Origin of the sequence: Aliishimia ponticola (assembly GCF_004803475.1) — a bacterium.
Lineage (GTDB): Bacteria > Pseudomonadota > Alphaproteobacteria > Rhodobacterales > Rhodobacteraceae > Aliishimia > Aliishimia ponticola.
Map to the genome: position 1 here is coordinate 830,399 of NZ_SRKY01000001.1, position 24,760 is coordinate 855,158.

At 62.1% G+C, this 24,760-nt stretch carries 22 protein-coding genes; 9 read left to right on the top strand and 13 right to left on the bottom strand.

Going from position 1 to position 24,760, the window contains the following annotated elements; translation table 11 throughout:
• Positions 1 to 158 precede the first annotated feature (158 nt).
• Entirely contained in the window at positions 159 to 1,061 is a 903-nt protein-coding gene (locus E4Z66_RS03960) for a hypothetical protein (protein ID WP_136461625.1), read from the top strand.
• A gap of 84 nt (positions 1,062 to 1,145) precedes the next feature.
• Here the strand turns inward: E4Z66_RS03960 and hflX are convergent, their stop codons facing one another.
• From hflX to trkA, 4 genes are all read right to left on the bottom strand, one after another.
• Positions 1,146 to 2,423, bottom strand: coding sequence for a GTPase HflX (gene hflX, locus E4Z66_RS03965; protein ID WP_246035870.1), 1,278 nt, complete (start codon positions 2,421 to 2,423; stop codon positions 1,146 to 1,148).
• On the bottom strand, positions 2,420 to 2,659 hold the full coding sequence (hfq, locus tag E4Z66_RS03970) for an RNA chaperone Hfq (protein ID WP_136461626.1): 240 nt from the start codon (positions 2,657 to 2,659) through the stop codon (positions 2,420 to 2,422). The genes hflX and hfq overlap by 4 nt, the downstream gene beginning before the upstream one ends.
• 129 nt (positions 2,660 to 2,788) lie before the next feature.
• Positions 2,789 to 4,348 (bottom strand): TrkH family potassium uptake protein, encoded by a 1,560-nt coding sequence (locus tag E4Z66_RS03975; protein WP_136461627.1) that lies wholly within the window; start codon positions 4,346 to 4,348, stop codon positions 2,789 to 2,791.
• Complete coding sequence (trkA, locus tag E4Z66_RS03980) at positions 4,348 to 5,724, bottom strand: Trk system potassium transporter TrkA (RefSeq protein WP_136461628.1); 1,377 nt, start codon at positions 5,722 to 5,724, stop codon at positions 4,348 to 4,350. The genes E4Z66_RS03975 and trkA overlap by 1 nt, the downstream gene beginning before the upstream one ends.
• Positions 5,725 to 5,762: 38 nt before the next feature.
• Here trkA and E4Z66_RS03985 point away from each other — a divergent pair, with 38 nt between their 5' ends.
• A complete protein-coding gene (locus E4Z66_RS03985; protein WP_246035871.1) occupies positions 5,763 to 6,320 on the top strand; it encodes a hypothetical protein in 558 nt (185 codons plus the stop codon).
• A gap of 32 nt (positions 6,321 to 6,352) precedes the next feature.
• Here the strand turns inward: E4Z66_RS03985 and ntrX are convergent, their stop codons facing one another.
• From ntrX to dusB, 5 genes are all read right to left on the bottom strand, one after another.
• Positions 6,353 to 7,762 carry a nitrogen assimilation response regulator NtrX gene (ntrX, locus tag E4Z66_RS03990; protein WP_136461629.1) on the bottom strand — a complete coding sequence of 470 codons (1,410 nt, stop codon included), beginning with the start codon at positions 7,760 to 7,762 and terminating at the stop codon, positions 6,353 to 6,355.
• Between the two features lie 17 nt (positions 7,763 to 7,779).
• A complete protein-coding gene (locus tag E4Z66_RS03995; RefSeq protein ID WP_425456099.1) occupies positions 7,780 to 10,002 on the bottom strand; it encodes a sensor histidine kinase NtrY-like in 2,223 nt (740 codons plus the stop codon).
• A gap of 101 nt (positions 10,003 to 10,103) precedes the next feature.
• Positions 10,104 to 11,474, bottom strand: coding sequence for a response regulator (locus tag E4Z66_RS04000; protein ID WP_136461630.1), 1,371 nt, complete (start codon positions 11,472 to 11,474; stop codon positions 10,104 to 10,106).
• A gap of 3 nt (positions 11,475 to 11,477) precedes the next feature.
• Positions 11,478 to 12,554, bottom strand: coding sequence for a two-component system sensor histidine kinase NtrB (locus tag E4Z66_RS04005; RefSeq protein ID WP_136461631.1), 1,077 nt, complete (start codon positions 12,552 to 12,554; stop codon positions 11,478 to 11,480).
• On the bottom strand, positions 12,551 to 13,591 hold the full coding sequence (dusB, locus tag E4Z66_RS04010; protein WP_136461632.1) for a tRNA dihydrouridine synthase DusB: 1,041 nt from the start codon (positions 13,589 to 13,591) through the stop codon (positions 12,551 to 12,553). Before dusB ends, E4Z66_RS04005 begins: the two co-directional genes overlap by 4 nt.
• A 174-nt stretch (positions 13,592 to 13,765) precedes the next feature.
• Here dusB and E4Z66_RS04015 point away from each other — a divergent pair, with 174 nt between their 5' ends.
• From E4Z66_RS04015 to E4Z66_RS04025, 3 genes are read left to right on the top strand one after another with little or no spacing between them, the layout of a single operon-like run.
• Positions 13,766 to 14,911 (top strand): bifunctional 2-C-methyl-D-erythritol 4-phosphate cytidylyltransferase/2-C-methyl-D-erythritol 2,4-cyclodiphosphate synthase, encoded by a 1,146-nt coding sequence (locus E4Z66_RS04015; RefSeq protein ID WP_136461633.1) that lies wholly within the window; start codon positions 13,766 to 13,768, stop codon positions 14,909 to 14,911.
• Positions 14,908 to 15,405: a phosphatidylglycerophosphatase A family protein gene (locus E4Z66_RS04020; protein ID WP_136461634.1), complete on the top strand. Its 498-nt coding sequence runs from the start codon at positions 14,908 to 14,910 to the stop codon at positions 15,403 to 15,405. Before E4Z66_RS04015 ends, E4Z66_RS04020 begins: the two co-directional genes overlap by 4 nt.
• Positions 15,402 to 15,878, top strand: a complete 477-nt coding sequence (locus tag E4Z66_RS04025) for a CinA family protein (protein ID WP_136461635.1) — start codon at positions 15,402 to 15,404, stop codon at positions 15,876 to 15,878. Before E4Z66_RS04020 ends, E4Z66_RS04025 begins: the two co-directional genes overlap by 4 nt.
• A 65-nt stretch (positions 15,879 to 15,943) precedes the next feature.
• Here E4Z66_RS04025 and E4Z66_RS04030 read toward each other — a convergent pair whose 3' ends face one another.
• The gene (locus E4Z66_RS04030) at positions 15,944 to 17,233 is read right to left on the bottom strand and encodes an MmgE/PrpD family protein (RefSeq protein ID WP_136461636.1); all 1,290 of its coding nucleotides are present in this window, start codon (positions 17,231 to 17,233) and stop codon (positions 15,944 to 15,946) included.
• Positions 17,230 to 17,673 (bottom strand): type II toxin-antitoxin system RatA family toxin, encoded by a 444-nt coding sequence (locus tag E4Z66_RS04035; protein ID WP_136461637.1) that lies wholly within the window; start codon positions 17,671 to 17,673, stop codon positions 17,230 to 17,232. Before E4Z66_RS04035 ends, E4Z66_RS04030 begins: the two co-directional genes overlap by 4 nt.
• A 69-nt stretch (positions 17,674 to 17,742) precedes the next feature.
• Between E4Z66_RS04035 and hpt the strand changes: the two genes are divergently transcribed.
• Positions 17,743 to 18,285 carry a hypoxanthine phosphoribosyltransferase gene (hpt, locus tag E4Z66_RS04040; protein ID WP_136461638.1) on the top strand — a complete coding sequence of 181 codons (543 nt, stop codon included), beginning with the start codon at positions 17,743 to 17,745 and terminating at the stop codon, positions 18,283 to 18,285.
• A gap of 42 nt (positions 18,286 to 18,327) precedes the next feature.
• Here the strand turns inward: hpt and lipA are convergent, their stop codons facing one another.
• Positions 18,328 to 19,281 (bottom strand): lipoyl synthase, encoded by a 954-nt coding sequence (lipA, locus tag E4Z66_RS04045; protein WP_136461639.1) that lies wholly within the window; start codon positions 19,279 to 19,281, stop codon positions 18,328 to 18,330.
• A 131-nt stretch (positions 19,282 to 19,412) separates the two neighbouring features.
• Between lipA and E4Z66_RS04050 the strand changes: the two genes are divergently transcribed.
• The 3 genes from E4Z66_RS04050 to E4Z66_RS04060 all read left to right on the top strand — a co-directional run bounded on the left by E4Z66_RS04050 (position 19,413) and on the right by E4Z66_RS04060 (position 22,261).
• Complete coding sequence (locus E4Z66_RS04050) at positions 19,413 to 19,733, top strand: hypothetical protein (RefSeq protein WP_136461640.1); 321 nt, start codon at positions 19,413 to 19,415, stop codon at positions 19,731 to 19,733.
• 31 nt (positions 19,734 to 19,764) lie between these two features.
• Positions 19,765 to 21,429, top strand: coding sequence for a methyl-accepting chemotaxis protein (locus E4Z66_RS04055; protein WP_168797713.1), 1,665 nt, complete (start codon positions 19,765 to 19,767; stop codon positions 21,427 to 21,429).
• Between the two features lie 73 nt (positions 21,430 to 21,502).
• Positions 21,503 to 22,261: a VIT1/CCC1 transporter family protein gene (locus E4Z66_RS04060; RefSeq protein WP_246035872.1), complete on the top strand. Its 759-nt coding sequence runs from the start codon at positions 21,503 to 21,505 to the stop codon at positions 22,259 to 22,261.
• A gap of 4 nt (positions 22,262 to 22,265) precedes the next feature.
• Here E4Z66_RS04060 and E4Z66_RS04065 read toward each other — a convergent pair whose 3' ends face one another.
• Positions 22,266 to 24,686: a GcvT family protein gene (locus E4Z66_RS04065; RefSeq protein ID WP_136461642.1), complete on the bottom strand. Its 2,421-nt coding sequence runs from the start codon at positions 24,684 to 24,686 to the stop codon at positions 22,266 to 22,268.
• Between the last annotated feature and the right edge of the window lie 74 nt (positions 24,687 to 24,760).

Below are 24,760 nucleotides of genomic sequence, written 5' to 3' on the forward strand. Positions count from 1 at the left end.
TAAAAACGCTGGAAAAAATATCGACTGAAGGTCCGACGCCGGAGTGAGAAACGCAAGGCACAGCCAGCGGGAAACACTCTGGTATGCGGCGTGAACGGTGTCGCAAACGGTACCGGTTTTTACCGGCGGTCCATGAACGAGGGTAAGAAATGGTAAAAGTGAGCCTCCATCTCGGCGCGCATAAAACAGCATCGACGCATCTGGAACGGATGCTGCGGCAGAATGTGAGCGCGCATGGCTTCAGCGAAATTCGCGTGGCGAAAAAGCGCGACATCCGCGATGCCATCACCAGCAAGCTGGATCAGGTCAAGCACAAGGAAGAATTGTCGCCCGAACTGATCGCGGGGGTCACGAAGCTGTTGCGGCGTAAATCCACCATCGTGGTGTCCGACGAGAACATCCTTGGCACCACCACATCCCTGTTTGAGAAGGATCAGTTCTACCCCAACGCGGAACGCCGGATGCGCCGTGTAAAGCGCCTGCTGGCCGGGTATGACGTGACTGTTTTTCTTGCGATCCGGAACCCGGCGGATTTCATCACCTCCAGCTATTGCGAGGCGGTGCGCCATTCAGGCTATATCCCGTTCGAAGACTACGTGGATGGGGACGACCTCAAGAAAATGCGCTGGTCCAATCTGGTGCGCCGTATCTCAAAGGCAGCGCCGGGGGTAAAGATCTGCCTATGGCAGTTCGAATATTACCCGACGATCTGGCGGCAAGTGTCGGAACGGATGCTGAATGTCGGCAAACAGCGCGCCGGACAGATCGAATGGCTCGACGAAGTGGCGCGGCCCGGTATGTCGGCCAAAGCGCTCAAGGAATTCAAACGCTTGCGCGGCACGGAACTGACGCGCGAACAAGCGGATGATATCCTGTTCGATAATCCGCGCAGCCGGTGGAACGGCACGCCCGATCTTTTCACACGGGCACAGCGGCAATCCCTGAACAAACGTTTCCAACGTGATCTGGCGGAATTGACCCATATCGACAATGTCGAGTTTATCGGACCGCTAAAGGCGCCGATGCAGGCGACAAGCTGGTTAAAACGCCGCTTCGGCTGATGGCGGCGGTCAAGGCCGGGGCCGCGCGCCCCGGCACCGTGACGAACCAATGATCGGACACGCCCGCGCGGGGCGCATCACGGCCTACAACCTGCCGAAATCATCCCGTTGGCGCGCGGTCCAGCGCACACGCAGGGCGACGCCGTCCTCTTCCATCTCTTCGTCCTGCACCAGATCACGCTCATAAAGCCATGCGCGTTTGCGGCCTTCATTATGGCCAAGACGGATTTCTTCCTCGCTCACCGCGCCGCGCAGGGTCTCGGCAATCGCGGCCAATGGCGCATCGAGCCCTTCGCCGGTCAGCGCGGAGGTCACAAAAATATGGTCCTCGCGCGCGGCCTTGGTGCGCAGCGCCTCTGCCGTGCTAGGTTCCAACTGATCGACCTTGTTCCACAGCTCAAAGCGCGGGCGTTCGTCATCGACCCCGAGAGAGGTCAGGATATCCTCGACATTGCGGGCCTGCGCGTCGGTCTCTGCGTGGGAAATGTCCCGCACATGCACGATGACATCGGCCTCCAGCACCTCTTCGAGCGTGGCGCGGAATGCCGCGACCAGTTCCGTCGGCAGGTCCGAGATGAAGCCCACCGTGTCGGACAGGATCACCTCTGGCCCTTCGGGCAGTTCAACCCGCCGCATCGTCGGGTCCAGCGTGGCGAAAAGCATGTCCTTGGCCATGACTTCGGCCCCGGTCAGACGGTTGAACAAAGTGGATTTTCCGGCGTTGGTATAGCCCACCAGCGCGACGATCGGATAAGGCACCTTGGCCCGCGCCGCGCGGTGCAGACCACGGGTCTTGACCACTTTGGACAACTGCCGGCGCAAACGCACAAGCTGTTCGTCAATGGCGCGCCGGTCGGCCTCGATCTGGGTCTCGCCGGGGCCGCCCACGAAACCAAGCCCGCCACGCTGCCGTTCAAGGTGCGTCCAGGCCCGGACCAGCCGCGTGCGCTGATAGCTGAGCGCAGCCATCTCGACCTGCAACACGCCCTCGCGCGTCGCCGCCCTGTCAGAGAAAATCTCAAGGATCAGCCCGGTGCGGTCCAGCAGCTTGCAGTTCCACGCCTTTTCAAGATTGCGTTGCTGCACCGGCGTCACCGGCCCGTCGATCAGGACCAGTTCGACATCATTCGCCTTCAAGCGCTGGCCGAGTTCCTCGACCTTGCCAGAGCCGAACAGATAGCCCGGTTGCGGCTTGGGCAGCGGCACGATTTCCTGCCCGACGACCTCAAGCTCGCCAAGCGCCTTGGCCAAAGCCACGGCTTCTTCCAGCGCGGGTGCCGCGGCGCGCCGGTGTTCGTTCTTGCGAATGTCGGGATGCAGGACCCATGCGCGGGTCACTGCGGCAGCGGTGGGTTCGCTCAATCTGCGTCTTCGCCTTCATAAAGGCTGATCGGCTGCGACGGCATGATCGTGGAGATCGCGTGCTTGTAGACCAGCTGGCTCTGTCCATCACGGCGCAGCAGAACACAGAAATTGTCGAACCATGTGATGACGCCCTGCAACTTGACGCCATTGATCAGAAAGATCGTTACCGGAACCTTCGTCTTGCGGACATGATTGAGAAATGCGTCCTGCAGATTCTGTTTGTCAGAAGCCATTTTATATATTGCCTTTGTTCTTGCTGTACGCGCTTGGCGCGAACCGTCCCTCCGAGCGAGTATGTCGGTAAGGTTTGGAAGTTTCCAGCCCCATTTCCAACAGCTTGCCTTGACACGCTCACTTCCGCGTCAGGTACGCCACAGTTCAGGGGTCAAAAGCGCGATAATCGCCAGTGTTTCCATACGTCCGACGACCATTGCTGCACAAAAAACCGCCTTTGCCCCGCCAGAGAGTTCGACCATGGGTATCGGGTTTTCCCCCGCCGCGTCGATCAGTGGCCCGGTATTGGCCAACCCGGCAACGCTCAGCACCATCGCTTCTTCAAAGCCCAGCCCCAGACTGGCGAGCAGCAAACTCACCGCCGTCAGCGACAGCGCGAAGAGCATGAAGAAGATCCACGCGATGAATGCGCCCTGCCGTTGCAGCCGCCGCCCCTGCCCGCGCGCGCCGCTGACAGAGGACGGATAGACCAGCCGGTCCATCTCGCGCAGGCCATGACGATACAGCGCGAATACCCGCAGCAGCTTCACCCCGCCCGCCGTAGTCGCAACACCGCCCCCGACCAGCGCCACCGCCATCAGGATCAGTCCCGGCGTCTCCAGCCCGGACCAGCCCTGCGCCGCGCCCCAATGGGACGACACGAACCCCGTGGTGCTCAGAAAACTCGTGACCGTGAAAAAGCTGCCCCACAGCCCAAGCGCCGCACTGACGATGTCCTCTTCCTGATCCACTTCGAACGCGCCCGCCCAGTGGCGCAGGAACAACAGCAGCGGAACAGAGACCACGATCGCCACCGCAAGCTGGATTTCCGGGTCCGTATGCAGCCCCTTGCCCACAACGGTCACGGTATCGGTCGAAAAGGTCAGGCGCGACACGGCAAAGACCATGAACAGCACCAACAGGATTTCCCCCGTCAGGCCCGATCCCGCAGTGGCGGGCCCGTCGATGGGCGAAATCCCCGAGGTCGACATCACCGACATGGCATGAACCAGCGCCACAAGCGACCGGTCGCCTGCCGCCAGCAGAACGACCCATAGCAGCAGCGTCAGCCCAACATAGATGGGCAGCAGCGCCCCGGCAGAGCGGATCAGCCGCTTATGTGTATCGGCCCGGTCGATCCGCGCGGCGTCATCCTGGCTTTGGCCCGGCTCTGCACGGGCGGTCACTTCGAACCCGCCAAGATTAAGCGGCGCAAGGATCGCCACAGCCGCGACCCACATCACGAAACCGCCCATCCACGCCACCTGCGCGCGCCACAGGTGCAACGTGTCGGACAGCCGCGTGGGATCGTCGAAGACCGGCGCGCCGGTTGTCGTAATGGCGCTGACCATCTCCAGATAGGCGTTGAAGAACGCGGTGGTGCGCAGCGCCTCGAAAAACGGCACCGCCAGACCCACGGGCAAAATCACCATGATCGAAAACAGCGACAGCAACGGGCCCAACGGGCCTGTTGCAGGCTCGCGCCCCGACAGGGCGATGCCGATCAGAGCGAAGAGGATCGTGCCAAGGATCGACGCATAAAAGAACATGCGCGCGGCGATGAAGTCTTCCAGAATGAGCCCATGCAGCGCTGGCACAAGCATGGAGATCGCCGCGATCCCGAAGGCCAGCAGGAAAATCGGAAGCTCTGACACCTGCTGCCAGAATCCGGGCGTGCGGCGCAGTTTCTGGGGCCGAATGGTCCCCATCAGAAGAAGTCGATCGAGACCTGCATCAGGCGCTCGACCTCCGGCACGTCTTCGGCAAGCGCGAACATCGCCACCACGTCGCCCTCTTCGATCCGGGTCTCTGCCGAGGGGCGGATGATCTCGTCCCCTTTGCGCACGGCACCGACCAGAACGCCTTCGGGGAAATCGATCTCGCCGATCTGCTTGCCCGCCATCGGCGAGGTGGACAGCACTTCGGCCTCGATCACTTCCGCCTCTGCGTCGCCAATGGAATAAAGCCCGCGCACCCGCCCGTGGCGGATATGGCGCAGGATCGAACTGACCGTCGTGGCGCGCGGGTTGATATAGGCGTCGATGCCCAGCGGTTCCATCAGCGGGACCAGCGACGGATCATTGACCAGCGCGATGGTGTAACGGCACCCGGCGGATTTCGCCCGCACCGCAGCCAGCAGGTTCGTCTTGTCGTCATCCGTCACCGCCAGCACCGCATCGGCGCGCGCCACCCCGGCTTCTGCCAGCAGCGCCATGTCCAGACCATCGCCGTTCAGAACGATCGTCCGCTCCAACGCTTCGGCGGCGTTTTCCGCGTGCTTGCGGTTCATCTCGATCACTTTGGTGCGTACCCGCGCCTTGCTCTTTTCCAGCTCTTGCGCCACCGCAAGGCCCACATTGCCGCCACCGATCAGCACAACACGGTCCAGCCGTGTCGCCTTCTTGCCGAAAATATCCAGCGTGCGATCCACGTCTTCGATATGGGCAAAGACATAGCATTCATCGCCCACGAAAAGCTGATCCCCGGATTCCGGCGCGAAAAGCGTGCCATCGCGGCGCACCCCGACGACGACAGCCCGCAGGGTCGAGAAAAGTTCGGTCAATTGCCGCAGCGGCGTGTTCACCACCGGGCAATCCTGCGTCAGATTGATCCCCAGAAGCTGCGCCTGCCCGTCCATGAAGGTTTCGGTGTCGAATGTCGTGGGCGCGGACAAACGCTGCAACGCGGCCGAGGCGACCTCGCGCTCGGGGCTGATCACCACATCGATGGGCATGTGATCGCGCCGGTACAGGTCCGAATAGATCGCGGTCAGGTAGGACTGGCTGCGCAGACGCGCGATCTTGCGATCAATGCCAAAGACCGAATGGGCCACCTGACAGGTGACCATGTTGACCTCGTCTGAATGGGTGGCCGCGATGATCAGGTCCGCATCGCGCGCGCCAGCGCGGTCCAGAACCTCTGGATAGCTGGCGAATCCGGCAATACCCTGCACATCCAGCGACTCCGTCGCGCGGCGTACAAGATCTGCGTTATTGTCGACGACCGTAACGTCGTTGCGTTCCCCGGACAGGTGCCGTGCGATTTGCCAACCGACCTGCCCTGCCCCGCAAATGATGACCTTCATGGTCCCGCCTTACTGCCGCGTAGGATACCCGGATTTGCATGACAGAAGCCGGGAAGGTGGTCAATCTCAATGTCTTGCTGGTGCCGGTTGCCGATCGCCACACTTCGCGCCATGATGAAACCATGAGACACCTGGCCTTTTCCCTGCCTCTTCTGGCGCTGCTGGCGACTTGCGGCCCGCTGACCTTGTATCACAAACCCGGCGTTTCGGTCGCCCGGCTGCAACAGGATGAGCTGACCTGCGAGACCCGCGCCCTGCGCGACGCCCCCGTGGCCAATGAACTGCGCCAGGACCCGCCGATCTTCGTGCCGCCGCGCCGGGTCTGCGGACGCCACGGCCATTGCCGGACGCATGGCGGATACTGGCGGCCGGGCAATATCTATACGGTGGATGTGAATGCCGGCCTGCGGCGGCGGATCGAAGCGCAATGCATGGCCTCCAAAGGCTACCGGCCCGCGCAAATCCCGCTTTGCCCACCGGGCACCAAGGTCAGCGGGCCGACAAACGTGCTGCCCCCCCTGACCGAGCGTAGCTGCGCGGTGCGGCTTGAGACCGGCGGTTTCGCCATCGTGGAGGGCGCGCCCGCCGCGCCCTGACCCCATCGCAGATCTGACCAGATGGACCGGTCTCAGGTGATCTCGTCCGCCTCTTCGATATGGGCCACGCGCGCGCCCGACTTCGCCGTTGTCACCACACCCAGCGACTTCAGCTTGCGGTGCAGCGCACTGCGTTCCATCCCGACGAAACTCGCCGTGCGCGAGATATTGCCACCAAAGCGGTTGATCTGAGTCAGCAGGTATTCCCGTTCGAACGCCTCGCGCGCCTCGCGCAGTGGCAATGTCGCCACGCCGCCCGACAGGATCACGCGCCCTTCATCGGTCGGGGCACCATCATCGCGGGGCAATTCGCGCACTTCGATGGGCCCGGTGCCTTCGCCCAGGATCAACACACGTTCGATCAGGTTCTTGAGTTGCCGCACATTGCCCGGCCAGATCATCGTCTGCAACAGCGCGGCCGCGTCTTCGCTGATCGCGCGCAACGGCAAACCCTGCCCGGCATTGAAGGTTTCTATGAAATGCTCTGCCAGCACCGGGATATCCTCGCGCCGCTCTTCCAGCGACGGCACCGAAATCGGCACCACATTCAACCGGTGATACAATTCCTGCCGGAAATCCCCGCTGTCGATGGCGGCCTGCAAGTCCTTGTTCGTGCTGGAAATCACCCGGATATCGACGCGCACTTTGTCATTGCCGCCGACCCTCTGGAACTGCTGATCGACCAGCACGCGCAGAATTTTGGACTGCGTGCCAAGGGGCATGTCGCCCACTTCGTCGAAATAGATGACCCCGCCATGCGCTTGTTCCAGCAGGCCCGGTTCGACCCCCCGTTCCGAGGATTCGCGCCCGAATAGCACTTCTTCCATGCGCTCCGGCTCAATCGAGGCGCAATTGACGCTGACGAAAGGCGCGCCCGAGCGGTTGGAGTTGCTGTGGATATAGCGCGCGGCGACCTCCTTGCCGGACCCGGCGGGACCGCTCAGCATGACCCGGCCATTGGATTTCGTCACCTTGTCCAATTGCCCCACCAATGCACGGAACGCGCCGGAATTGCCGATCATCTCGGCCGCGGTGACTTCCTTGCGGCGCAGCGTCTGGTTTTCGCGGCGCAAGCGCGAGGTTTCCATCGCGCGCCGGATCACCACCAGCAGCTGTTCGATATTGAACGGCTTTTCGATGAAATCGTAAGCGCCTTGCTTGATCGCCGCGACCGCGATCTCGATATTGCCATGCCCCGAGATAATCACCACCGGCACATCCGGGTTATCCCGCTTGACCGTCGTCAGAATGTCGATCCCGTCCATCCGGCTATCCTTCAGCCAGATATCCAGAACCAGCAGCGCGGGCGGCTCGGCGTTGATCTCGTTCATTGCCTCGTCCGACGTTCCCGCCAGCCGGGTGGTGTAGCCTTCATCTTCGAGAATGTCCGAGATCAACTCACGGATGTCGCGTTCGTCATCCACAATCAGAATATCGCTCATACTGTTCCCTTCCTCGTTCATGTCACGGGCGACAAGGGCAGCCGAATGACCGCCATCGCACCAAAATGGTCAGTTGCTCCGGCGAAAACCGGCGCGTCTTCCAGCACCAGCGTTCCGCCATGTTCTTCGATGATTTTCTTCACGATCGGCAGGCCCAGTCCGGTGCCTTCCGCGCGCGTCGTCACGTAGGGTTCGAATAGCCGCGCCCGGTCTTCCGGCAGGCCAATCCCGTTATCGGCAATGCGAATTTCCGCGCGCCCCGCATCTTGGGTCAATGACACCTCGATCCGCGGCACATGGCCTTCGGGCGCGCCTTCTTTTTGCAGCGATTCAATGGCTTCGCCCGCGTTCTTGATCAGGTTGGTCAGCGCTTGCCCGATCATTGTCGCGTCGATTTCCGCCGCGATCGGCGCGTCAGGAAGCTCCGCCGCGATGTCGACACCCGGCTGGCCCTGCCGTTGCAGCACAACCGCGTCGCGCAGCACATCGACGAGGTCTTGCGCCTGCCGGTCCGGTTCCGGCATCCGCGCGAATTTGGAAAACTCGTCAACGATGCGCCGCAGATCGCCGGTCTGCCGCACGATCACATCGGTCAATTGGTCCAGCTTTTCGCTATCGGCGACCTCGCGCGAGAATTTGCGCTTGATCCGTTCTGCCGACAGCTGGATTGGCGTCAGCGGGTTCTTGATCTCATGCGCGATCCGCCGGGCAACATCGCCCCATGCGGCCATCCGTTGGGCCGAAACAAGGTCCGTCACATCGTCGAAGGCCACCACATAGCCTTCCAGCCGCCCGTCTTCCGTCTGGCGGGTGGACATGCGCACCAACAGGTTCTCAAGCCGCCCCTGCCGCGTCACCTTGATATCGCGCTGCGCCACCTGCGACGGCGAATTCTTCAGCTCCGCAAAGAGCGGACCGAATTCGGGTACGGCCACGGCAAGGTCCAGCGCCTGCCGATCCTCGTGCCAATCAAGCAACCTTTCGGCAGAGCGGTTGACGAAGGCGATCCGCCCATCCGCGTCCAGCCCCACAACGCCGGAGGTGACGGAGCTGAGCACGGAATCGAACAGACGCCGCCGCCGTTCGATTTGCCGCGTGTTTTCCAGCAAGGTTTCGCGCTGGCCTTTAAGCTGCCGCGTCATCTGGTTGAAATAGCGGCCCAGCATGGCGATTTCGTCATCGCCCTGTTCCTCGGTCACGCGCACATCCAAATCACCGGCCCCGACCCGCTGCGCCGCACCGGTCAGCCGCCCGACCGGGCCGGACAGACGTTCCGCAAACCACAGCCCGGTCCAGATCGCCGCAAGGATCAGGATCACCGCAAACCCCAGATACAGAAGACCGAATTCAAAGAGCACGCGCCCACGTTCGCTTTCAAGCTGCTGATACAGCCGCACCGTTTCCTGCGTGTCATCCAGCAGCGCGAGGATTTCACCATCCACGTCGCGGCTGACATAGAGATAGCGATCCAGCGATGACGGCATTCGCAGCAGCGCCCGGAATTCGTTATTGGCCCAGTCTTCGATGATCACCACGCCATTCTCGGACGCGGCCGCCTGCGCAATCTGCTCGGCGGTGGGTTCCTCGAAGTTGAAAAGGTATGAGCCTTCTCCGCGCGCGCGGATTTGCCCGGTGCCGTCGATCAGAAACGCCTCACGCAGGCCCCGCTGAATAACCGCCTGCCCCTGCGCCAGCAGATCGCCATCGGCCACGAACACATCGACCCGCCGCGCCTCTTCCAAGGCACGGGCCAGGTCGCGCGCATCTTCGACAAGGTCTTGGCGTTGTTCGTTCTCATAGGCTTGCGCCGCCGCAAGAGACGTGCCGACCACATTGCGCACCCGGTCCGAAAACCAGCCCTCAAGCCCGATATTCACGGTGAGCGCTGCGAAGACGGCCACTGTCACCGTCGGGATCAGCGCCAGCATCGCGAAAGCGCCGGTAAGACGCAGGTGCAACCGCGACCCTGCCGATTTGGCGCGGCGCGCCGCAATCAGCCGCGCGACCGACCCCAGCACCAGCGCCGCCACCACCAGAACATAAACAAGGTCCGTCAACAGAACGAGGCGCAGCCCCATTGAGGACGCGCCCTGATCCAGCGGACCCAGCACAAGGAAGGTCACAAGCGCCAGCAGCGGCCCAAGGATCATCAACCCAAAGGTCGCAAGATTGCGCAAACGCCGCACACGGCGCAGACGTCCAAGCGTTTCCCAACGCAATTTTCGTGTCTGGGTTGCCACCCGACATCCACCCAAATCTGTGGCGCTGCTCGCGCCTGACCGCCATATCTCGTAGTCGTTCTCGGGGGTGTCCCCCGAATGCCACGGTTGATGTGGCGGTTTTACATCAATTTGCGGCGGCGTGTCACCTGAATATCGAGATCCGTGATTTTCTTGCGCAAAGTATTTCGGTTGATGCCCAGCAGATCGGCGCATTTCGCCTGATTCCCACCGGTCGCTTCCAGCGCGATTTCGATCAGGGGCAGTTCGACCTCCTTCAGGATTCGCGCATACAGCCCGGCGGGCGGCAGCATGTTGCCATGCAGATCAAAGTAGCGCCGCAGATGGCGTTCCACCGATGCGCCCAGCTTTTCCGAAGCCACGGCACTGCCGCGAATAGGCTCCAGTTCGGGCTGCGCGCCCAAGACCTGCTCCACCTCGGCGGCAGTGATTTCCGCCGCGCGCGAGGTCAAAGACAGGCGGCGGATCGCGTTTTCAAGCTGACGCACATTGCCCGGCCAGGAATAACGGCGCAGGATCGTGGTGGCGTCGGGCGACAATTGACGCGGCGCTCCGCCCGCCTTTTCCGCCTTGGCAAGAAAGTTCTCGGCCAGCAATTCGATATCATCGACCCGCTCGCGCAGGGACGGTACGGACAGTGTTGCGCCGCTCAGACGATAGAACAGATCCTTGCGCAGCGCGCCCTCTTCCATCGCTTGAGTCAGGTCGGTCTGGCTGGTGGCGAGAAAGCGCGGCACATATTCGCCGGGCGCGTCCATCATCTGCACGATGCGCGCCTGAACCTCGGGCGGAATATCGCCGATTTCCTCGATCAGCAGCGTGCCCCCCTTCACGCGGGCCAGCACCCGCGCCGGGCCTTCAAGGTCCTGAAGCTCTGCCGCGGTGCAGCTGACGAAGGGCAAGGTGCGCCGATCGGAAAAATCGTGGATCGCCCGCGCAATCAGGCTTTTGCCCGTGCCGCTTTCGCCCCAGATCAGCACCGGGAGATCGGTATTCATCACCCGCGCCACCACACGGTAGAGCGCTTGCATCACATCGGTGCGCCCGACCAATGGCAGCTCTTCGGGGCGCTCGGGCTGCTCTGTCTCTTCGGCGCGCGGCATGTTCTGGCGCGAATCCAGCGCCCGCGCCGTGCGCTTCATCAGGTCCGGCAGGTCGAACGGCTTGGGCAGATAGTCATAGGCCTCTGCCTCAGCCGCCTGAATGGCGGTCATGATCGTATTTTGTGCCGAGATCACGATGACCGGCAGGCCGGGACGATCCTGCTGGATTTTCGGCAGCATCTCCAACCCGTTCCCGTCCGGCATCATCACGTCCGAGATCACCACATCGCCTTTCCCCTCGCCGACCCAGCGCATCAGCGTGGTCAGCGAAGAGGTCGCATGCACCCGGCATCCTGCCCGCGTCAGGGCCTGTGTCAGCACCGTGCGAATTGTGCGATCGTCATCGGCGACAAGAACCGTTCCGTCCATGAGTTACTCCGTATGATAAGGCACGCCCGCCGCACGCGGCAGGGAAATGCGAAAAACCGTTTGACCCGGCACCGATTTGACTGAAATCCAGCCATTATGGTCCGAGATGATCTTGGATACGAGCGCAAGGCCCAGCCCGGTGCCGTTCTCTTTGCCCGACACGAAGGGGTCGAAGATGTCTTCCTGAAGATCGGCAGGAATACCGGGACCATCGTCGATCACTTCAATCTGCAAAGGCAGCGACTGACCCGAGCCATCGGACCGGCGCAGGCGGAAAGAGTGCTCAAAGAACGACCGCAGGGTGATCTTGCCCCCCTTGTTGCCTGCCGCCTCTGACGCGTTCTTGAGAAGGTTCAGGATTACCTGAAGCAACTGGTCCGGGTCGCCAAGCGCCAGCGGCAACGAGGGGTCATATGCCTCTACGATCTTCATCTGCGCGCCGAAGCCCAGCAAGGCAGAGCGCCGCGCGCGGTCCAGCACGTCGTGCAGGTTGACCGGCTTGAAGTCGGGCGGCGACAGGTTGCCGAACTGCTCCACCTGCTCCAGCAGTTTCACGATGCGGCGGCTTTCGGCCACGATCAGATCGGTCAGTTCAAGGTCGTCAGGCTTGAGGTTCATGCTCAGCAATTGCGCCGCGCCCGTGATCCCCGCCAGCGGGTTCTTGATCTCGTGGGCCAGCATCTCGGCCATCCCGATTGCCGATTGCGCCGCCGATTTGACCGAATGGTTCAGCGTCATGCGCCCCGCCAGCTCGCGCGGGGTGATCATCATCAGCATTTCGTCTTCAGCCCCAACCAGCGGCGCGATCTGAAGCGCACATTGCACAGGCGCACGCACGCCCGACCCAACATAGACATCGTTGACGAAAAGCGGCGTGCCGTTGATGCGCGCCCGTTCGAACGCCTCTTCAAGCGGCGCATCCACCGCGATCATGTCCCAGACAGGCTGCCCCGTCAGCGCCTTGGAGGACGAATTCAGAAACCCTTCGCCCGCCGGGTTCACCTCGGCAATGCGGTCATTCACATCGATCCGCACCGCCGGCACCGGCAGCGAGGCCCAAAGATCCATTTCAGGCGTCATGCACACACCACATCTTGATCGTTCACCTGCGCATCCTGATGCGCGCGCGCCGCGCCCGCCGGATCGGCGGACGGCTGGCCAATCGCCTGCGGCAGCAGCCGGAAGACATCTTTCGGCTCGACCGAAGTTAGAATTTCGCGCCGCAGGGCAATGGGCGTATCGGAGCGGTCCATATACCAACCCAGATGCTTGCGCGCGCAGCGCACCCCAAGATGCGCGCCATAGAAACTGAGCATCGCGTCGTAGTGACCTGCAACCATGTCGGCCAGCGCCGCGCCGGTTGGAACCTTGGGCGCAGGGCGCCCCCAAAGCGCATGGGCGATCTGTGCGGGCAGCCAGGGCCGCCCCTGCGCGCCGCGCCCGATCATCACGCCGTCGCATTCCGACCGCTGCAAGGCCCGCCGCGCGGTCAACTCATCAACGATATCGCCATTGGCCAGGACTGGAACCGACACGGCCTCTTTCACCTTTGAAATCGCGGTCCAATCCGCATGACCCTTGTAGAACTGACAGCGCGTCCGGCCATGGATCGTGATCATCGCAACGCCCGCCGCTTCGGCCCGTCGGGCCAGCTCTGGCGCGTTGCGCAGATCGTCGTCCCAGCCCAGCCGCGTTTTCAGCGTAACCGGCACATCCACCGCGCCGACCACAGCCTCGATCAGCCGGAGCGCGTGATCCAGATCCCGCATCAGCGCCGAGCCGGAATACCCGTTCGTCACCTTCTTGGCCGGGCAGCCCATATTGATATCGATGATCCGCGCGCCCTGCCCCGCGACCAGACGCGCCGCCTCGGCCATCGGGGTCGCTTCGCGTCCGGCCAGTTGCACCGCAGAGCCCGCGACGCCAAGCGCCAGTTCGGCCCGTTCGCGCGTGCCGGGGCGTGCGTTCAGCATATCCGTGCTGGCCACCATCTCCGACACGACCAGCCCCGCGCCGAAAGACGCGACCAGATTGCGGAACGGCAGATCAGTGATCCCGGCCATCGGCGCAAGAGCAACTGGCGTGTCCAAAGTGACTTGTGGCGATAGTGTGAGCATCAGGGCGATTTGCACCGGGAACTTGATGTGTACTTCATTCTGGCGTAGCGCCTGCCCTTGGGGGCTTCAACACCCCACCAAAGGCGGAGATTGTAGAATTTTGGCATATGCACAAAATTTAATCAAATTCGCAGTAGGAGTGCCCGCGGCAACGTGGAGGGAGGGGACGCGAAAATGAAGAGACAAGGCGTAGATGCCATTATCGTCGCTGCCGGTCGCGGTTTGCGCGCCGGGGGTGGCACACCCAAGCAATGGCGCGAATTGCACGGCGCGCCCGTGGTCGAACACACGCTGCGCGCGTTTCGCACACATCCCGATATCAAAAAGATCGTGCTGGTCATTCATCCTGAAGATTCAGAGCGTTGCAAGACTTTGCAAACGCAGCCTGACCTGTTTGCAAATGGCGGCGCCAGCCGCGCGGCCTCGGTCCGGGCGGGTCTCGACGCGCTCAGCGATAACCCCGCGCAGGGCGTTCTGATCCATGACGTTGCGCGGCCGTGCGTCTCTCACAAGCTGATTTCGAACGTGATCGAGCCGCTCTATGACAGCGCCGCCGCCGCGCCCGCCTTGCCCGTCACGGATGCTCTGTGGACCGGAATGGATGGTCACGTGACAGGCACGCATCCGCGCGATGGCCTATTTCGTGCGCAAACGCCGCAAGGCTTTCGCTACCGTGCCATCCGCGAAGCCCATTCGCATTACAACGGCCCCGCCGCTGACGATGTCGAAGTTGCCCGCGCTGCCGGGATCGAAGTTTCCGTCGTGCCGGGCGATGAGGATAATCTGAAAATCACACATGCCTCCGATTTCGCGCGGGCAGAACGGATATTGGGAGGACGCATGAAGATACGCCTTGGCAATGGTTTCGATGTTCACGCCTTCGGACCCGGAGACCACGTGACCCTGTGCGGCGTGAAAATCCCGCATGATCATGGGCTTGTCGGCCATTCCGATGCGGATGTGGCGATGCACACCGTCACCGACGCGATCTATGGCGCACTGGCGATGGGCGATATTGGGCAGCATTTTCCGCCGTCGGACCCGCAATGGAAGGGCGCGGACAGCGCGGTATTCCTGCGCCATGCGGTCGATCTGGCGGCGCAAGAGGGCCTGACCATCGGGAATATCGACTGCACGATCATCTGCGAGGCGCCGAAGATCGGCCCACATGCGCAGGCGATGCGCGAGAGCATGGCCCAGATCATGGGCGTGGATGTCGGCGTGGTTTCCGTCAAGGCGACAACATCGGAGAAACTGGGGTTCACGGGCCGCGGCGAGGGCATCGCCTGCATGGCCACCTGCATGTTGGAGGGCAAATGACCCTCGCAAGGATGATCGGAACCGTTCTGGGCGTTGGCTATATCCGCCCCGCGCCCGGCACCTGGGGATCGCTTGTGGCGCTGCCTTGGGCCTGGCTGCTGCATGTGCTTGGCGGTTTTCCCCTGCTGGCGCTCGCGATTGTTGTCGGCTTTGCCAAGGGCTGGTGGGCCACCCAGGTAATGACGCGCGACAGCGAGGATGAAGACCCGTCCGAAATCGTCATCGACGAGGTGATCGGCCAATGGATCGCGGTCGCGGCGCTCAGCTATCCGGCGTGGTCCATGGGCCTCGACATCCTTGTGCTTTGGCCCGGCTGGATCGCGGCCTTCCTGCTGTTTCGGCTTTTCGACATCTGGAAACCCGGTCCGGTCGGCTGGGCGGATCGACGCGGCGATGCTTTGGGCGTGATGCTGGACGATGTGATCGCGGGGCTTTTTGCCGCCCTCGGGATCATCGTATTGGCGGGCCTCTGGCACGGGGTGCTGGGACTGTGACGGAATCTGGCGACGCGGCCGAGATCGTCGAACGGGCGACGCGCGCGGGCCTGACCCTCACCACGGCAGAAAGCTGCACGGGCGGTATGGTCAGCGCGGCGATCACGGATATTGCCGGGTCTTCCGCCGTGTTCGAACGCGGCTTCGTCACCTATTCCAACATCGCCAAGACAGAGATGATCGGCGTCGCCCCCGCAACGCTGGATGCGCATGGCGCGGTATCGGAAGAGGTTGCGCGCGAAATGGCGATTGGCGCGCGCGGTGCCGCCAGGGCCGATCTGGCCGTGTCCATCACCGGGATTGCGGGACCGGGCGGGTCGGAGTTCAAACCCGAAGGGCGCGTCTGCTTTGGCCTTGCGACGCCCGAAGGCACGCAGACCGAAACCATCGAATTCGGCGCGCTTGGCCGGGCGCAGGTCCGACGCGCCGCGCGGGACCATGCGCTTGGTCTTCTCCTGCGCGCATTGGGCTAAGGTTCGCCCGCGCTGCCACGGCTGCATGAAGCGACCGCGGGACCGACAGGCCGAAGGCGGCCCGGTCAGCCGGACATAAGGTCCAGTAGCGCGTCCAAATTCGGCGCTTTTTGCGGATCACTCGCCTGCCAAAGCTGTGCTTCCGTCTGATCACCCAACAACGCCCGCCCCTTGCCACGCAGCCGCGCCGCGCGCGCCTCTGCCGAGATTGGCGCATTCAGATCATGGTCGGCGGCTATCGCCTCCCCACCTGTCAGAGTAAGATTTACCCGAGAAGCGGTTTCAGCCACGGCCTCATCCGCAACAACCGTCACGCGGGCGCGCAGTTCGGCAAGCCCCGCATCCCCGGCCAGCGTATCGGTATAGCTGTCCAGCGCCGCCGTGCTGATCCCGGTGAGGGCCATCGCCGCCGTGTGCCGATAGCTGAACTTCGTCTCCAACCCGGTTTTGGGGTCGGGAATGTTGCAAACGCTCATCCACCGTGGATGCGTGGTCACTGTCACCGCTTCGATTCTGCCGGGGTCGACCGCGACCGTCGCCAACGCCTCCAGCATCGCATGAAGCCCGTGACAGCAAGCATGAAACTTGTGACTGACCGTCTCCATCCGCCACGCCGTGCCCAGCGTGTGGAATGCGGTAAGGTTTGCTTCGCCGTGATGGGTCGGCCCGAAACCCTGCGCCCCGTCCAGCCCCTCGCCGCGCGTGTCGAACCCGGCGCGGGCCAGCGTTGCGGCCTCGACCCCAGTGCGCGCGGCCAAGCCTGCATGATACGGTTTGCCCATCGTGCCAAACTGGGATTTCAGCCCGGCGGCCTGCGTCGCGGCGATCCCAAAGGCGGCAACCAGTTGGCCCTGCGATAGTCCCAACAAGCGCCCCGCCGCCGCGGCCGCGCCAAACGCGCCTGCGGTGGCAGTCTGGTGGAACCCGGTCTGATAATGCGTCCGGCCCAGCCATTCCCCGACTCGCACGGAAAGCTCCGTGCCAATCAAAGCCGCGTCCAGAACATCTGCCCCGTTACCCTGCCCGGCTGCAAAAGCCGCAGGCAGCACCGCGACGGATGGATGGCCGATATGGGCGAAATGCGTGTCGTCATAATCCAATGCGTGGCTGGTCGCCCCGTTGATCAGGGCCGCATCGGCGGGCGCATAGGTCGCATCGCTGCCGAACACGCGCGATCCATCCGGCAATTCAGGTTTCGCAAGGCGCATAATCCTCGACACAGGCTCATCAACGCCGGCGATCCCACATGCCATCCAGTCGTACAGCGATAGCGCCATGATCCGCTTTGCCGAGGCCGCAGCGTCGCCCGCAACGGCGCCCAATGCGAAATCGGACAGGCGCGCCGCCAGCATCATCCGTGCAATTCCTGTGCCCGGCGCTCAAACGCCCGCACGATCCGCTGCATCGCGTCGTTGAACACGACACCGATGATGCCTTGCAGAATGGCGTTCTTGAATTCGAAATCGACGAAGAAAGAGACATTGCAGCCGCCTTCGACATCCTCAAACGCCCAGTTCGACTTCATGAACTTGAACGGGCCGTCCAGATATTCGGTGTCGATCTTCTTTTGGTCGGGCCATAACACCACGCGGCTGCCGAATTTCTCGCGGAACACTTTGAAGGAGATCACCAGATCGGCCTCCATCACCGTGCTTTCGCCGACGTCGCGCGTCGATCGGATACGCGCGGCGGCGCACCATGGCAGGAATTGCGGGTAAGAGCCCACATCCGCGACCAGATCATACATCTGCTGGGCGCTATAGGGCAGGAATTTCGTCTCGGAATGGGTGGGCATGCGGGTCCGTCTGCGATAGTCGTTTCCCTGCATGTGTCCCGAAAACCCCATGGAATCAAGGAGGGCGCGATGACGCACCGGCCTTATGTGATCGATCAGATGATTTCCGCCAAAGCGATTGCGGCCCGGATCGAGGATCTGAGCACGCTGATCGAGACCGAGTTTTCGGATACCGACAAGCTTGTCGTGGTGGGGCTGCTGCGCGGTTCTTTCGTATTCATCGCCGATCTGGTGCGCGAGCTCGACCTGCCGGTAGAGGTGGATTTCCTTGAGGCGTCCTCTTACGGCGATTCGACGGAATCCTCGCGAGAGGTTCGTATTCTCAAAGACTTACGCGGCGCGATCGAAGGGCGCGACGTGCTGGTGGTCGAAGATATCATCGACACCGGCTTCACCATGAAACACGTTCTGGGCCTGCTCAAAGCGCGCCATCCGCGCAAGCTGCGATCCATCGCGCTTCTCGATAAGCCGGTGCGCCGCGAGGTCGAGGTCAAGGCCGATTGGACCGGCTTTGAAATCCCCGATGAATTTGTCGTGGGGTATGGCATTGATTATGCCCAGCGGAACCGCAACCTGCCCTATATCGGAAAGGTGCGCTTCACCGACGGGTAAGCGCAGCCCGCCTTTGTTGTGGGCCTTGCGCTGCCGTGCCGCTTAACGCCCGGCGACCTTTGCCTGCCTCGCATCGCGCAACCGGGCAAAGTCATCCCCCGCGTGGTAGGACGACCGCGTCAGCGGCGTGGCAGAGACCATCAGAAAGCCCTTGCCATAGGCCGCTTTTTCATAGGCCGCGAATTCTTCGGGCGTCACGAACCGGTCCACCGCATGGTGCTTCGGCGTCGGTTGCAGGTACTGACCGATGGTCAGGAAATCGATATCGGCGGCGCGCATATCTTCCATCACCTGAATGACCTGCTGGCGTGTCTCGCCCAGCCCGACCATGATGCCCGACTTGGTGAACATCGTCGGATCAAGCTCTTTCACGCGCTGCAGCAGCCGGAGCGAGTGGAAATACCGCGCACCCGGACGGACCTCCGGGTAAAGGCCCGGCACGGTTTCAAGATTGTGGTTGAACACATCGGGCCGCGCCGCGACCACGGTTTCCAGTACCGAAGGATCGCAGCGCAGGAAGTCGGGCGTCAGGATTTCAATCGTCGTCTCGGGGCTGCGGTGGCGAATGGCCCGGATCGTCTGCGCGAAGTGATCCGCCCCGCCATCTTCGACATCGTCCCGGTCGACAGAGGTGATGACCACATGGTTCAGCCCCAGCTTTTGCACCGCATGGGCGACGCGCCCCGGCTCGAACGGGTCGAGGTCTTCGGGCGGCTTGCCGGTGGCGATATTGCAGAAACTGCAGGCGCGCGTGCACACCTCGCCCATGATCATCATCGTCGCGTGGCCTTGGTTCCAGCATTCGCCGACATTCGGGCACCCGGCCTCTTCGCAGACCGTCACAAGATTATTATCCCGCATGATCTTGCGCGTTTCGGCATAGCCCTCGCCGCCCGGCGCCTTGACGCGAATCCACGCAGGCTTTTTCGGCTGCGCATTGTCCGGCCGATGGGCTTTTTCAGGGTGTCGTTGAGCGGGAATTTTCAGATCACGCATCGGGATGGGCTCTCCAGCATCTGCACGAAGCGTAATCTAGTCACTTGAGCGGGAAATAGAAACACCTGTCATCAAAATGTCCCGGGCGCTTTTAACTGATGATTAGAGGAATGCGCTTATCAGTACGCGCCATGAGGAGACTTCAGGATTTCGCATTGCTCACGGGACTACTGGCAATCGTCGCTATCGGCACGCCCGCCGCAGCGCTTTGGCAGGCTGCCCGCACGGACGCGCCGTCCGATCTGTGGGTCGTGCTGACCTTTTCGCCGGAGGATGTGCACAGGCTTGCGCTTGAAACCGGCGGGCATCCCGTGGGGCCGTTCACTGCGCCCTTCGCGACCCTCATCCAGACAACCCCCGAAACACTCTCCTCGCTTCAGGCCAATTCAAGCTGGATGATTCCAGCAAACAAGCTGCGGTCCCTTTGTGCGCCCGCCCTTGAGGAAACTTGACATGAGCACCGCAGATAACAGCGACACACCAATGACATTCAAGGCCTTCATGATTATCGCCCTGGGCGTTCCGATCTCGCTCGGGGCGTGCCTGATCGACGGCAATTCACTGGGTCCGGTGGCCGCGATATCGCTGGGTTTTCTGCTGATCGGCATGGCCGTGGCACTTCTGCGTCCTGGGCTGCTCAAGGACATGATCGCCTTTGCGGCGATTGGCCAACCGATCGCGTTCACCGCCGCGCTTGCGGGCAACAGCTTTCAGCTGGATACGCATATGCTGTTCTTTGCCGTGACCGCGACGCTGGTCTCGCTGAATGCTGTGCGGCCGCTGGTCTTTGCCACGCTGATCGTGGCCGCCCACCATGTCGGGTTCACGGTTCTGCTGCCCACCTTCGTCTACCCCGATGGGGCCATTGCGGAAAACATCATGCGCAGCCTGTTCCACGGCGTCGTTCTGGCAATGGAAACAACTGCGCTCATTGCAGTGGTCCTGACCCGTCAGAAGATGACCGCGGCCCTTGCGCAGGAACGTGACGCCGCAGACCAGGCCCGCCAGGCCGCCGATGAAAACGCGGCAAAGGCGCAAGCGCTTGCCGTTGAAGCCGAAGAGAAAAGCCAGCATACCGAGGAACTGGCCGAAGAAGCGCGGCGCGCCCGTCTAGCGGCAGAAAAGGACAAGGATCAGATCAAATCCATGTCCGATCAAATGGCGCAAGAGGCTGCTGCGGCAGAACAAACGCAGCTCCGTCTGCGTGAAGAACTGCAATCGGTGCTGGATGCGCTTCAGGTCGGGTTGAGCAATCTTGCCGCCGGCAATCTGACCGTCACCATGCCGAATGATCTGCCCAGCGAGTATCGCGAAGTCGCGCATGATTTCACCGCCGCCGTGGATCAGCTGCGCAGCACGATTGCGCTTATGGTCGACAATACCCAAACCGTGCGTGGAGAGGCAGAAGCCATTACCTCGGCCACCAGTGATCTGAACTCCAAAACGCAGGAGCAGAATGCGATCCTTGAACGGTCGGTGGCCGCCATCGAAGCCCTGACCGCCGAACTGACCTCTGCCTCGAAAACCGCCGGCGAAGCCGCCGATGTGACCCGCCGCGTGCAGCAAACCACCGATGACAGCCGCAACATCGTGGAAAAGGCCGCGCTTGCAATCGAACGGATTGAGGCGACCTCGGGCGATATCAGCAAGATCACTTCCGTGATCGACAATATCTCTTTTCAAACCAACCTCTTGGCCCTCAATGCCGGGGTCGAGGCCGCGCGGGCCGGCGAAGCGGGGCAAGGTTTTGCGGTCGTCGCCGCCGAAGTGCGCAATCTGGCCATGCGTTCCTCTGAAGCCGCGCAGGAAATCCGCGATCTGATCGGCAAAAGCGAACATGAGGTGAATGACGGCGTGGAACATGTCCGTCAGACAGTGGCCTCCCTCATGGAAGTGGGCGATGCGGTCTCCTCCGCCGCGCGTCTGGTCGATCTTATCAAGCAAAGCGCGCAGACACAGGCCGGATCCGTGTCGAAGATTTCCGAGATGATGGACCTTCTGAACAATGTGTCTCAGCAGAACCTGCGCCTCTTCAATCACACGACCGATGCCTGCAAATCGCTGAACCAAACGGCCGAAAGCGCCGAAGCCCTGACCAATCGGTTCATTCTGACGGCGGACACCACGCAAGAACGACTGACGGGTTGACCCATGCCCCAGATCCGCCGCCCTGCGCTGCAACGGGGCGGCAGAATGCTTTCCCTCCATACCGTTGCCGTCTATGACCAAGATACAAGAGCATGGGGGCATGGCGATGGATTGGAAGCGGCACCGCCGAGAGGCACATTCGCAAACGCGGCTTCAGGAATTCCTGCGGCAGATCGTCTATGGCGGCAATGACGGGATCGTCACCACCTTCGCAATTGTTGCCGGATTTGCCGGCGCAGCATCAGAGGGCGTCGCCCAGATCGGTGGCCTGGCTGTGCTGGTCTTTGGTCTTGCGAACCTCTTTGCGGATGGCGTGTCCATGGGCTTGGGCGAATTTCTCTCCGCCCGGTCGGAACACGACCTGTATCACCGCCAGCGCGCCTTGGAGTTGGACGAAATCGCACGCAATCCAGAGCATGAGCGCATGGAATTGTTCGAAATTCTGCGCCAACGCGGCCTGCCCGCGGGTCAGGCGGATACGGTGACGACGCATCTGGCCGATCACCCGAACATCATGGCTGACCTCATGCTGACCTATGAATTCGGCATGCATTCACCCGAAGAGGACAACCCGGCCATGAACGGGCTGTTCACCTTCGGCTCTTTCATTCTTTTCGGCGCGGTCCCTCTCCTGCCCTATTTCCTGCGCCCAGCGGACGATTTCAGCTTTTGGCTGTCGGTGATCGCCACCGGTCTGGCCCTGCTGTCGCTTGGCCTTTTGCGGTGGTACGCCACTGGGGAGCGCGCGCTGCGCTGCATCCTTGAGACGCTTCTGGTTGGCACGACCTGCGCGCTTGTCGCTTATGGCGTGGGCTGGGTTGTGGGCGGCTGACGCATTACGCGCGCAGCCGCGCCCCGTCCGGATCGAAGGGCGGCTTGTCAAGAATGCGCGCCTTGTGCGGACGGCCCAAAACCATGATCTCGACCTCGTCCCCCGGTTTCGCCCCGCGCACAAAGCCAAGCGCAAGGCTCACACCGACCGTATAGCCATAGGCGCCGGAAGTGACGCGCCCGATCCCCTTTCCGTCCTTGAAAATCGGCTCCCCGCCGGTGGCGTCGGCATTCGACGCCTGCACATCTGCGTCGTCCAACGCCAGAAAAACAAGGGTTTCGCGCGCCGGGCGGGTCAGCACATCGGCGCAAGCGGCTTTGTTGAGAAACGCCTTGTCGGTCTTGCACAGCCGGTCCAGACCCACCTCTTGCGGCCAATATTCCGGCGAATATTCCCGGCTCCACGAGCCGTAACCTTTTTCGATCCGCAGGCTCATCAATGCGCGGCTGCCCACCGGACCTGCCCCGAATTCCGCGCCCGCCTCGATCACCGCATCGTAAAGCGCGCGTTGATCTTCGGTTTTGCAATGCAGCTCCCACCCCAGATCACCGGTGAAAGAAACCCGCAGCGCCAGGCACGCGATCCCCGCCAATTCGATCTGTTTGGAGCGCATGAAGCGGAAATCTTCGGTATGCAAAGAGGTGTTGGTCAACCGCTGCAAAATCTCGCGCGACTTGGGACCGGCCACATTGAACCCGCAAATCTCTTTTGTCCGGCTTTCGAAAATCGTGCCATCGGGCAGCGGCACCGCATCGAAGAACCGCTTGTGATAATGCTCCGCCATGCCGGAAGAAATGATCCAGAACTCATCCTCCGCCACGCGCGTCACGGTGGCATCCCCCGCGATCCCGCCGCGCACCCCGATAAGCGGCGTCAAGCAAGACCGGCCTATCTCGCGCGGCATCCGATTTGCAAAGACCGCGTTCAGCCAATCCTCGGCCCCCGGTCCTTTGCAAATATATTTTGCAAAGTTGGAGATATCGATAATCCCGGCCCGCTCGCGCAGCATACGGCATTCTTCTCCGACTGGCGCCCACCAGTTCTGCCGCGTGAACCCGTCCGTATCCTCGACCCCCGGCGCGTCGGCGAACCACAAAGGATGTTCCCAGCCATAGTTCAGCCCGAACACCGCCCCCAGCGCCTTCTGACGCTCATAGGCAGGGCGCGTGCGCGCGGGGCGCCCGGCGGCGCGTTCTTCATTCGGAAAGTGGATTTTGAATCGGTGCGCATAGGCGTCCTGCACCCGCGCCTTGGTAAAGGCCTTGTCCGCCCAATCGCCGAACCGCGCCATGTCCCACGCGAACATGTCATAGCGCATCTCGCCCTCGACGATCCAATCCGCCACCATCAGCCCCATGCCCGCGCTTTGCGAAAAGCCCGGAATGATCCCGTTGCAGCAGAAATAGCCTTTGAGTTCCGGCACCGGACCGAGGATCACGTTGGAATCGGGCGACCAGATCATCGGGCCGTTGATCACCCGCTTGATACCGGCAGTGCCGACCACAGGCACCCGGTCGATGGCGCGCAGCATGTTTTCTTCGATCCGCTCCAGATCGTCGGGAAAGAGATCATGCGCGAAATCAAGCGGCGTGCCCTCTTCGGCCCAGAACCGCATGTCCCGCTCATAGGCACCGATCAGCAGCCCCTGCCCTTCCTGCCGCAGATAATATTCGCCGTCACGGTCCGCGACCGACGGCAACCGGCGATCCATCGCGGCGATTTCCGCGATGGTTTCGGTCACAAAATACTGGTGCTCTGTCGGTTGCAGAGGAAGTTCGATCCCGGCAAGCGCCGCAACCTCGCGCCCCCAAAGGCCAGCGGCATTGACCACCCATTCGGTATGGATATCCCCTTTGGGCGTGCGCACGATCCATGTCCCGTCAAGCTGCGGGTCGGTCCCTGTGACCGGGGTAAATCGGTGAATCTCGGCCCCGGCCTTGCGCGCGCCAACCGCATAGGCATTGGTGACGCCCGACGGATCGACATTGCCGCCATCGGGTTCCCACATGATGCAGCGAATGCCGTCGAAATTGACCAATGGGTGCAGGCGTTCCGCCTCGGCCCGGTCGATTTCATGAAAGTTCATGCCGTATAGCTTGGCCTTGGCCGCTTGCAGACGCAGCTGGTGTTCGCGGTCCTCTGTCTGCGCCAGATACAGCGATCCGGGCTGAAACACGCCGCAGGACTGGCCCGTTTCGCTTTCCAACTGGTTGTACAGCGTCATCGTATAGTGTTGCAGGCGCGAGATATTGGCGCTGTCATGCAGCCCGTGAATATTCGCGGCGGCGTGCCAGGTGGAGCCCGAGGTCAGTTCGTCCCGTTCCAGCAAGACGACATCGGTCCATCCCATCTTGGTCAGGTGATACAGGATCGAACAGCCGATCACCCCACCGCCGATTACCACGGCTTTTGCATGCGTCTTCATTGCGGCTCCTGCATTGCTAAGATGGGACGGCTTCGGATCAGACGCGGGCCACCGATCCGGATGCCCGGCCCGGC

What these genes read in the sequence shown, in the direction of transcription:
- E4Z66_RS04035 (WP_136461637.1), bottom strand. Translation starts at nt 17,673, where the DNA reads ATGCCCACCCATTCCGAGACGAAATTCCTGCCCTATAGCGCCCAGCAG.
- hpt (WP_136461638.1), top strand. Translation starts at nt 17,743, where the DNA reads ATGACGCACCGGCCTTATGTGATCGATCAGATGATTTCCGCCAAAGCG.
- ntrX (WP_136461629.1), bottom strand. Translation starts at nt 7,762, where the DNA reads ATGAGCGATATTCTGATTGTGGATGACGAACGCGACATCCGTGAGTTG.
- E4Z66_RS03985 (WP_246035871.1), top strand. Translation starts at nt 5,763, where the DNA reads ATGACAGAAGCCGGGAAGGTGGTCAATCTCAATGTCTTGCTGGTGCCG.
- E4Z66_RS03975 (WP_136461627.1), bottom strand. Translation starts at nt 4,348, where the DNA reads ATGGGGACCATTCGGCCCCAGAAACTGCGCCGCACGCCCGGATTCTGG.
- E4Z66_RS04020 (WP_136461634.1), top strand. Translation starts at nt 14,908, where the DNA reads ATGACCCTCGCAAGGATGATCGGAACCGTTCTGGGCGTTGGCTATATC.
- trkA (WP_136461628.1), bottom strand. Translation starts at nt 5,724, where the DNA reads ATGAAGGTCATCATTTGCGGGGCAGGGCAGGTCGGTTGGCAAATCGCA.
- E4Z66_RS04015 (WP_136461633.1), top strand. Translation starts at nt 13,766, where the DNA reads ATGAAGAGACAAGGCGTAGATGCCATTATCGTCGCTGCCGGTCGCGGT.
- E4Z66_RS04000 (WP_136461630.1), bottom strand. Translation starts at nt 11,474, where the DNA reads ATGGACGGAACGGTTCTTGTCGCCGATGACGATCGCACAATTCGCACG.
- hfq (WP_136461626.1), bottom strand. Translation starts at nt 2,659, where the DNA reads ATGGCTTCTGACAAACAGAATCTGCAGGACGCATTTCTCAATCATGTC.
- E4Z66_RS04055 (WP_168797713.1), top strand. Translation starts at nt 19,765, where the DNA reads ATGACATTCAAGGCCTTCATGATTATCGCCCTGGGCGTTCCGATCTCG.
- lipA (WP_136461639.1), bottom strand. Translation starts at nt 19,281, where the DNA reads ATGCGTGATCTGAAAATTCCCGCTCAACGACACCCTGAAAAAGCCCAT.
- dusB (WP_136461632.1), bottom strand. Translation starts at nt 13,591, where the DNA reads ATGCTCACACTATCGCCACAAGTCACTTTGGACACGCCAGTTGCTCTT.
- E4Z66_RS04005 (WP_136461631.1), bottom strand. Translation starts at nt 12,554, where the DNA reads ATGACGCCTGAAATGGATCTTTGGGCCTCGCTGCCGGTGCCGGCGGTG.
- E4Z66_RS04065 (WP_136461642.1), bottom strand. Translation starts at nt 24,686, where the DNA reads ATGAAGACGCATGCAAAAGCCGTGGTAATCGGCGGTGGGGTGATCGGC.
- E4Z66_RS04030 (WP_136461636.1), bottom strand. Translation starts at nt 17,233, where the DNA reads ATGATGCTGGCGGCGCGCCTGTCCGATTTCGCATTGGGCGCCGTTGCG.
- E4Z66_RS04050 (WP_136461640.1), top strand. Translation starts at nt 19,413, where the DNA reads ATGAGGAGACTTCAGGATTTCGCATTGCTCACGGGACTACTGGCAATC.
- E4Z66_RS04060 (WP_246035872.1), top strand. Translation starts at nt 21,503, where the DNA reads ATGACCAAGATACAAGAGCATGGGGGCATGGCGATGGATTGGAAGCGG.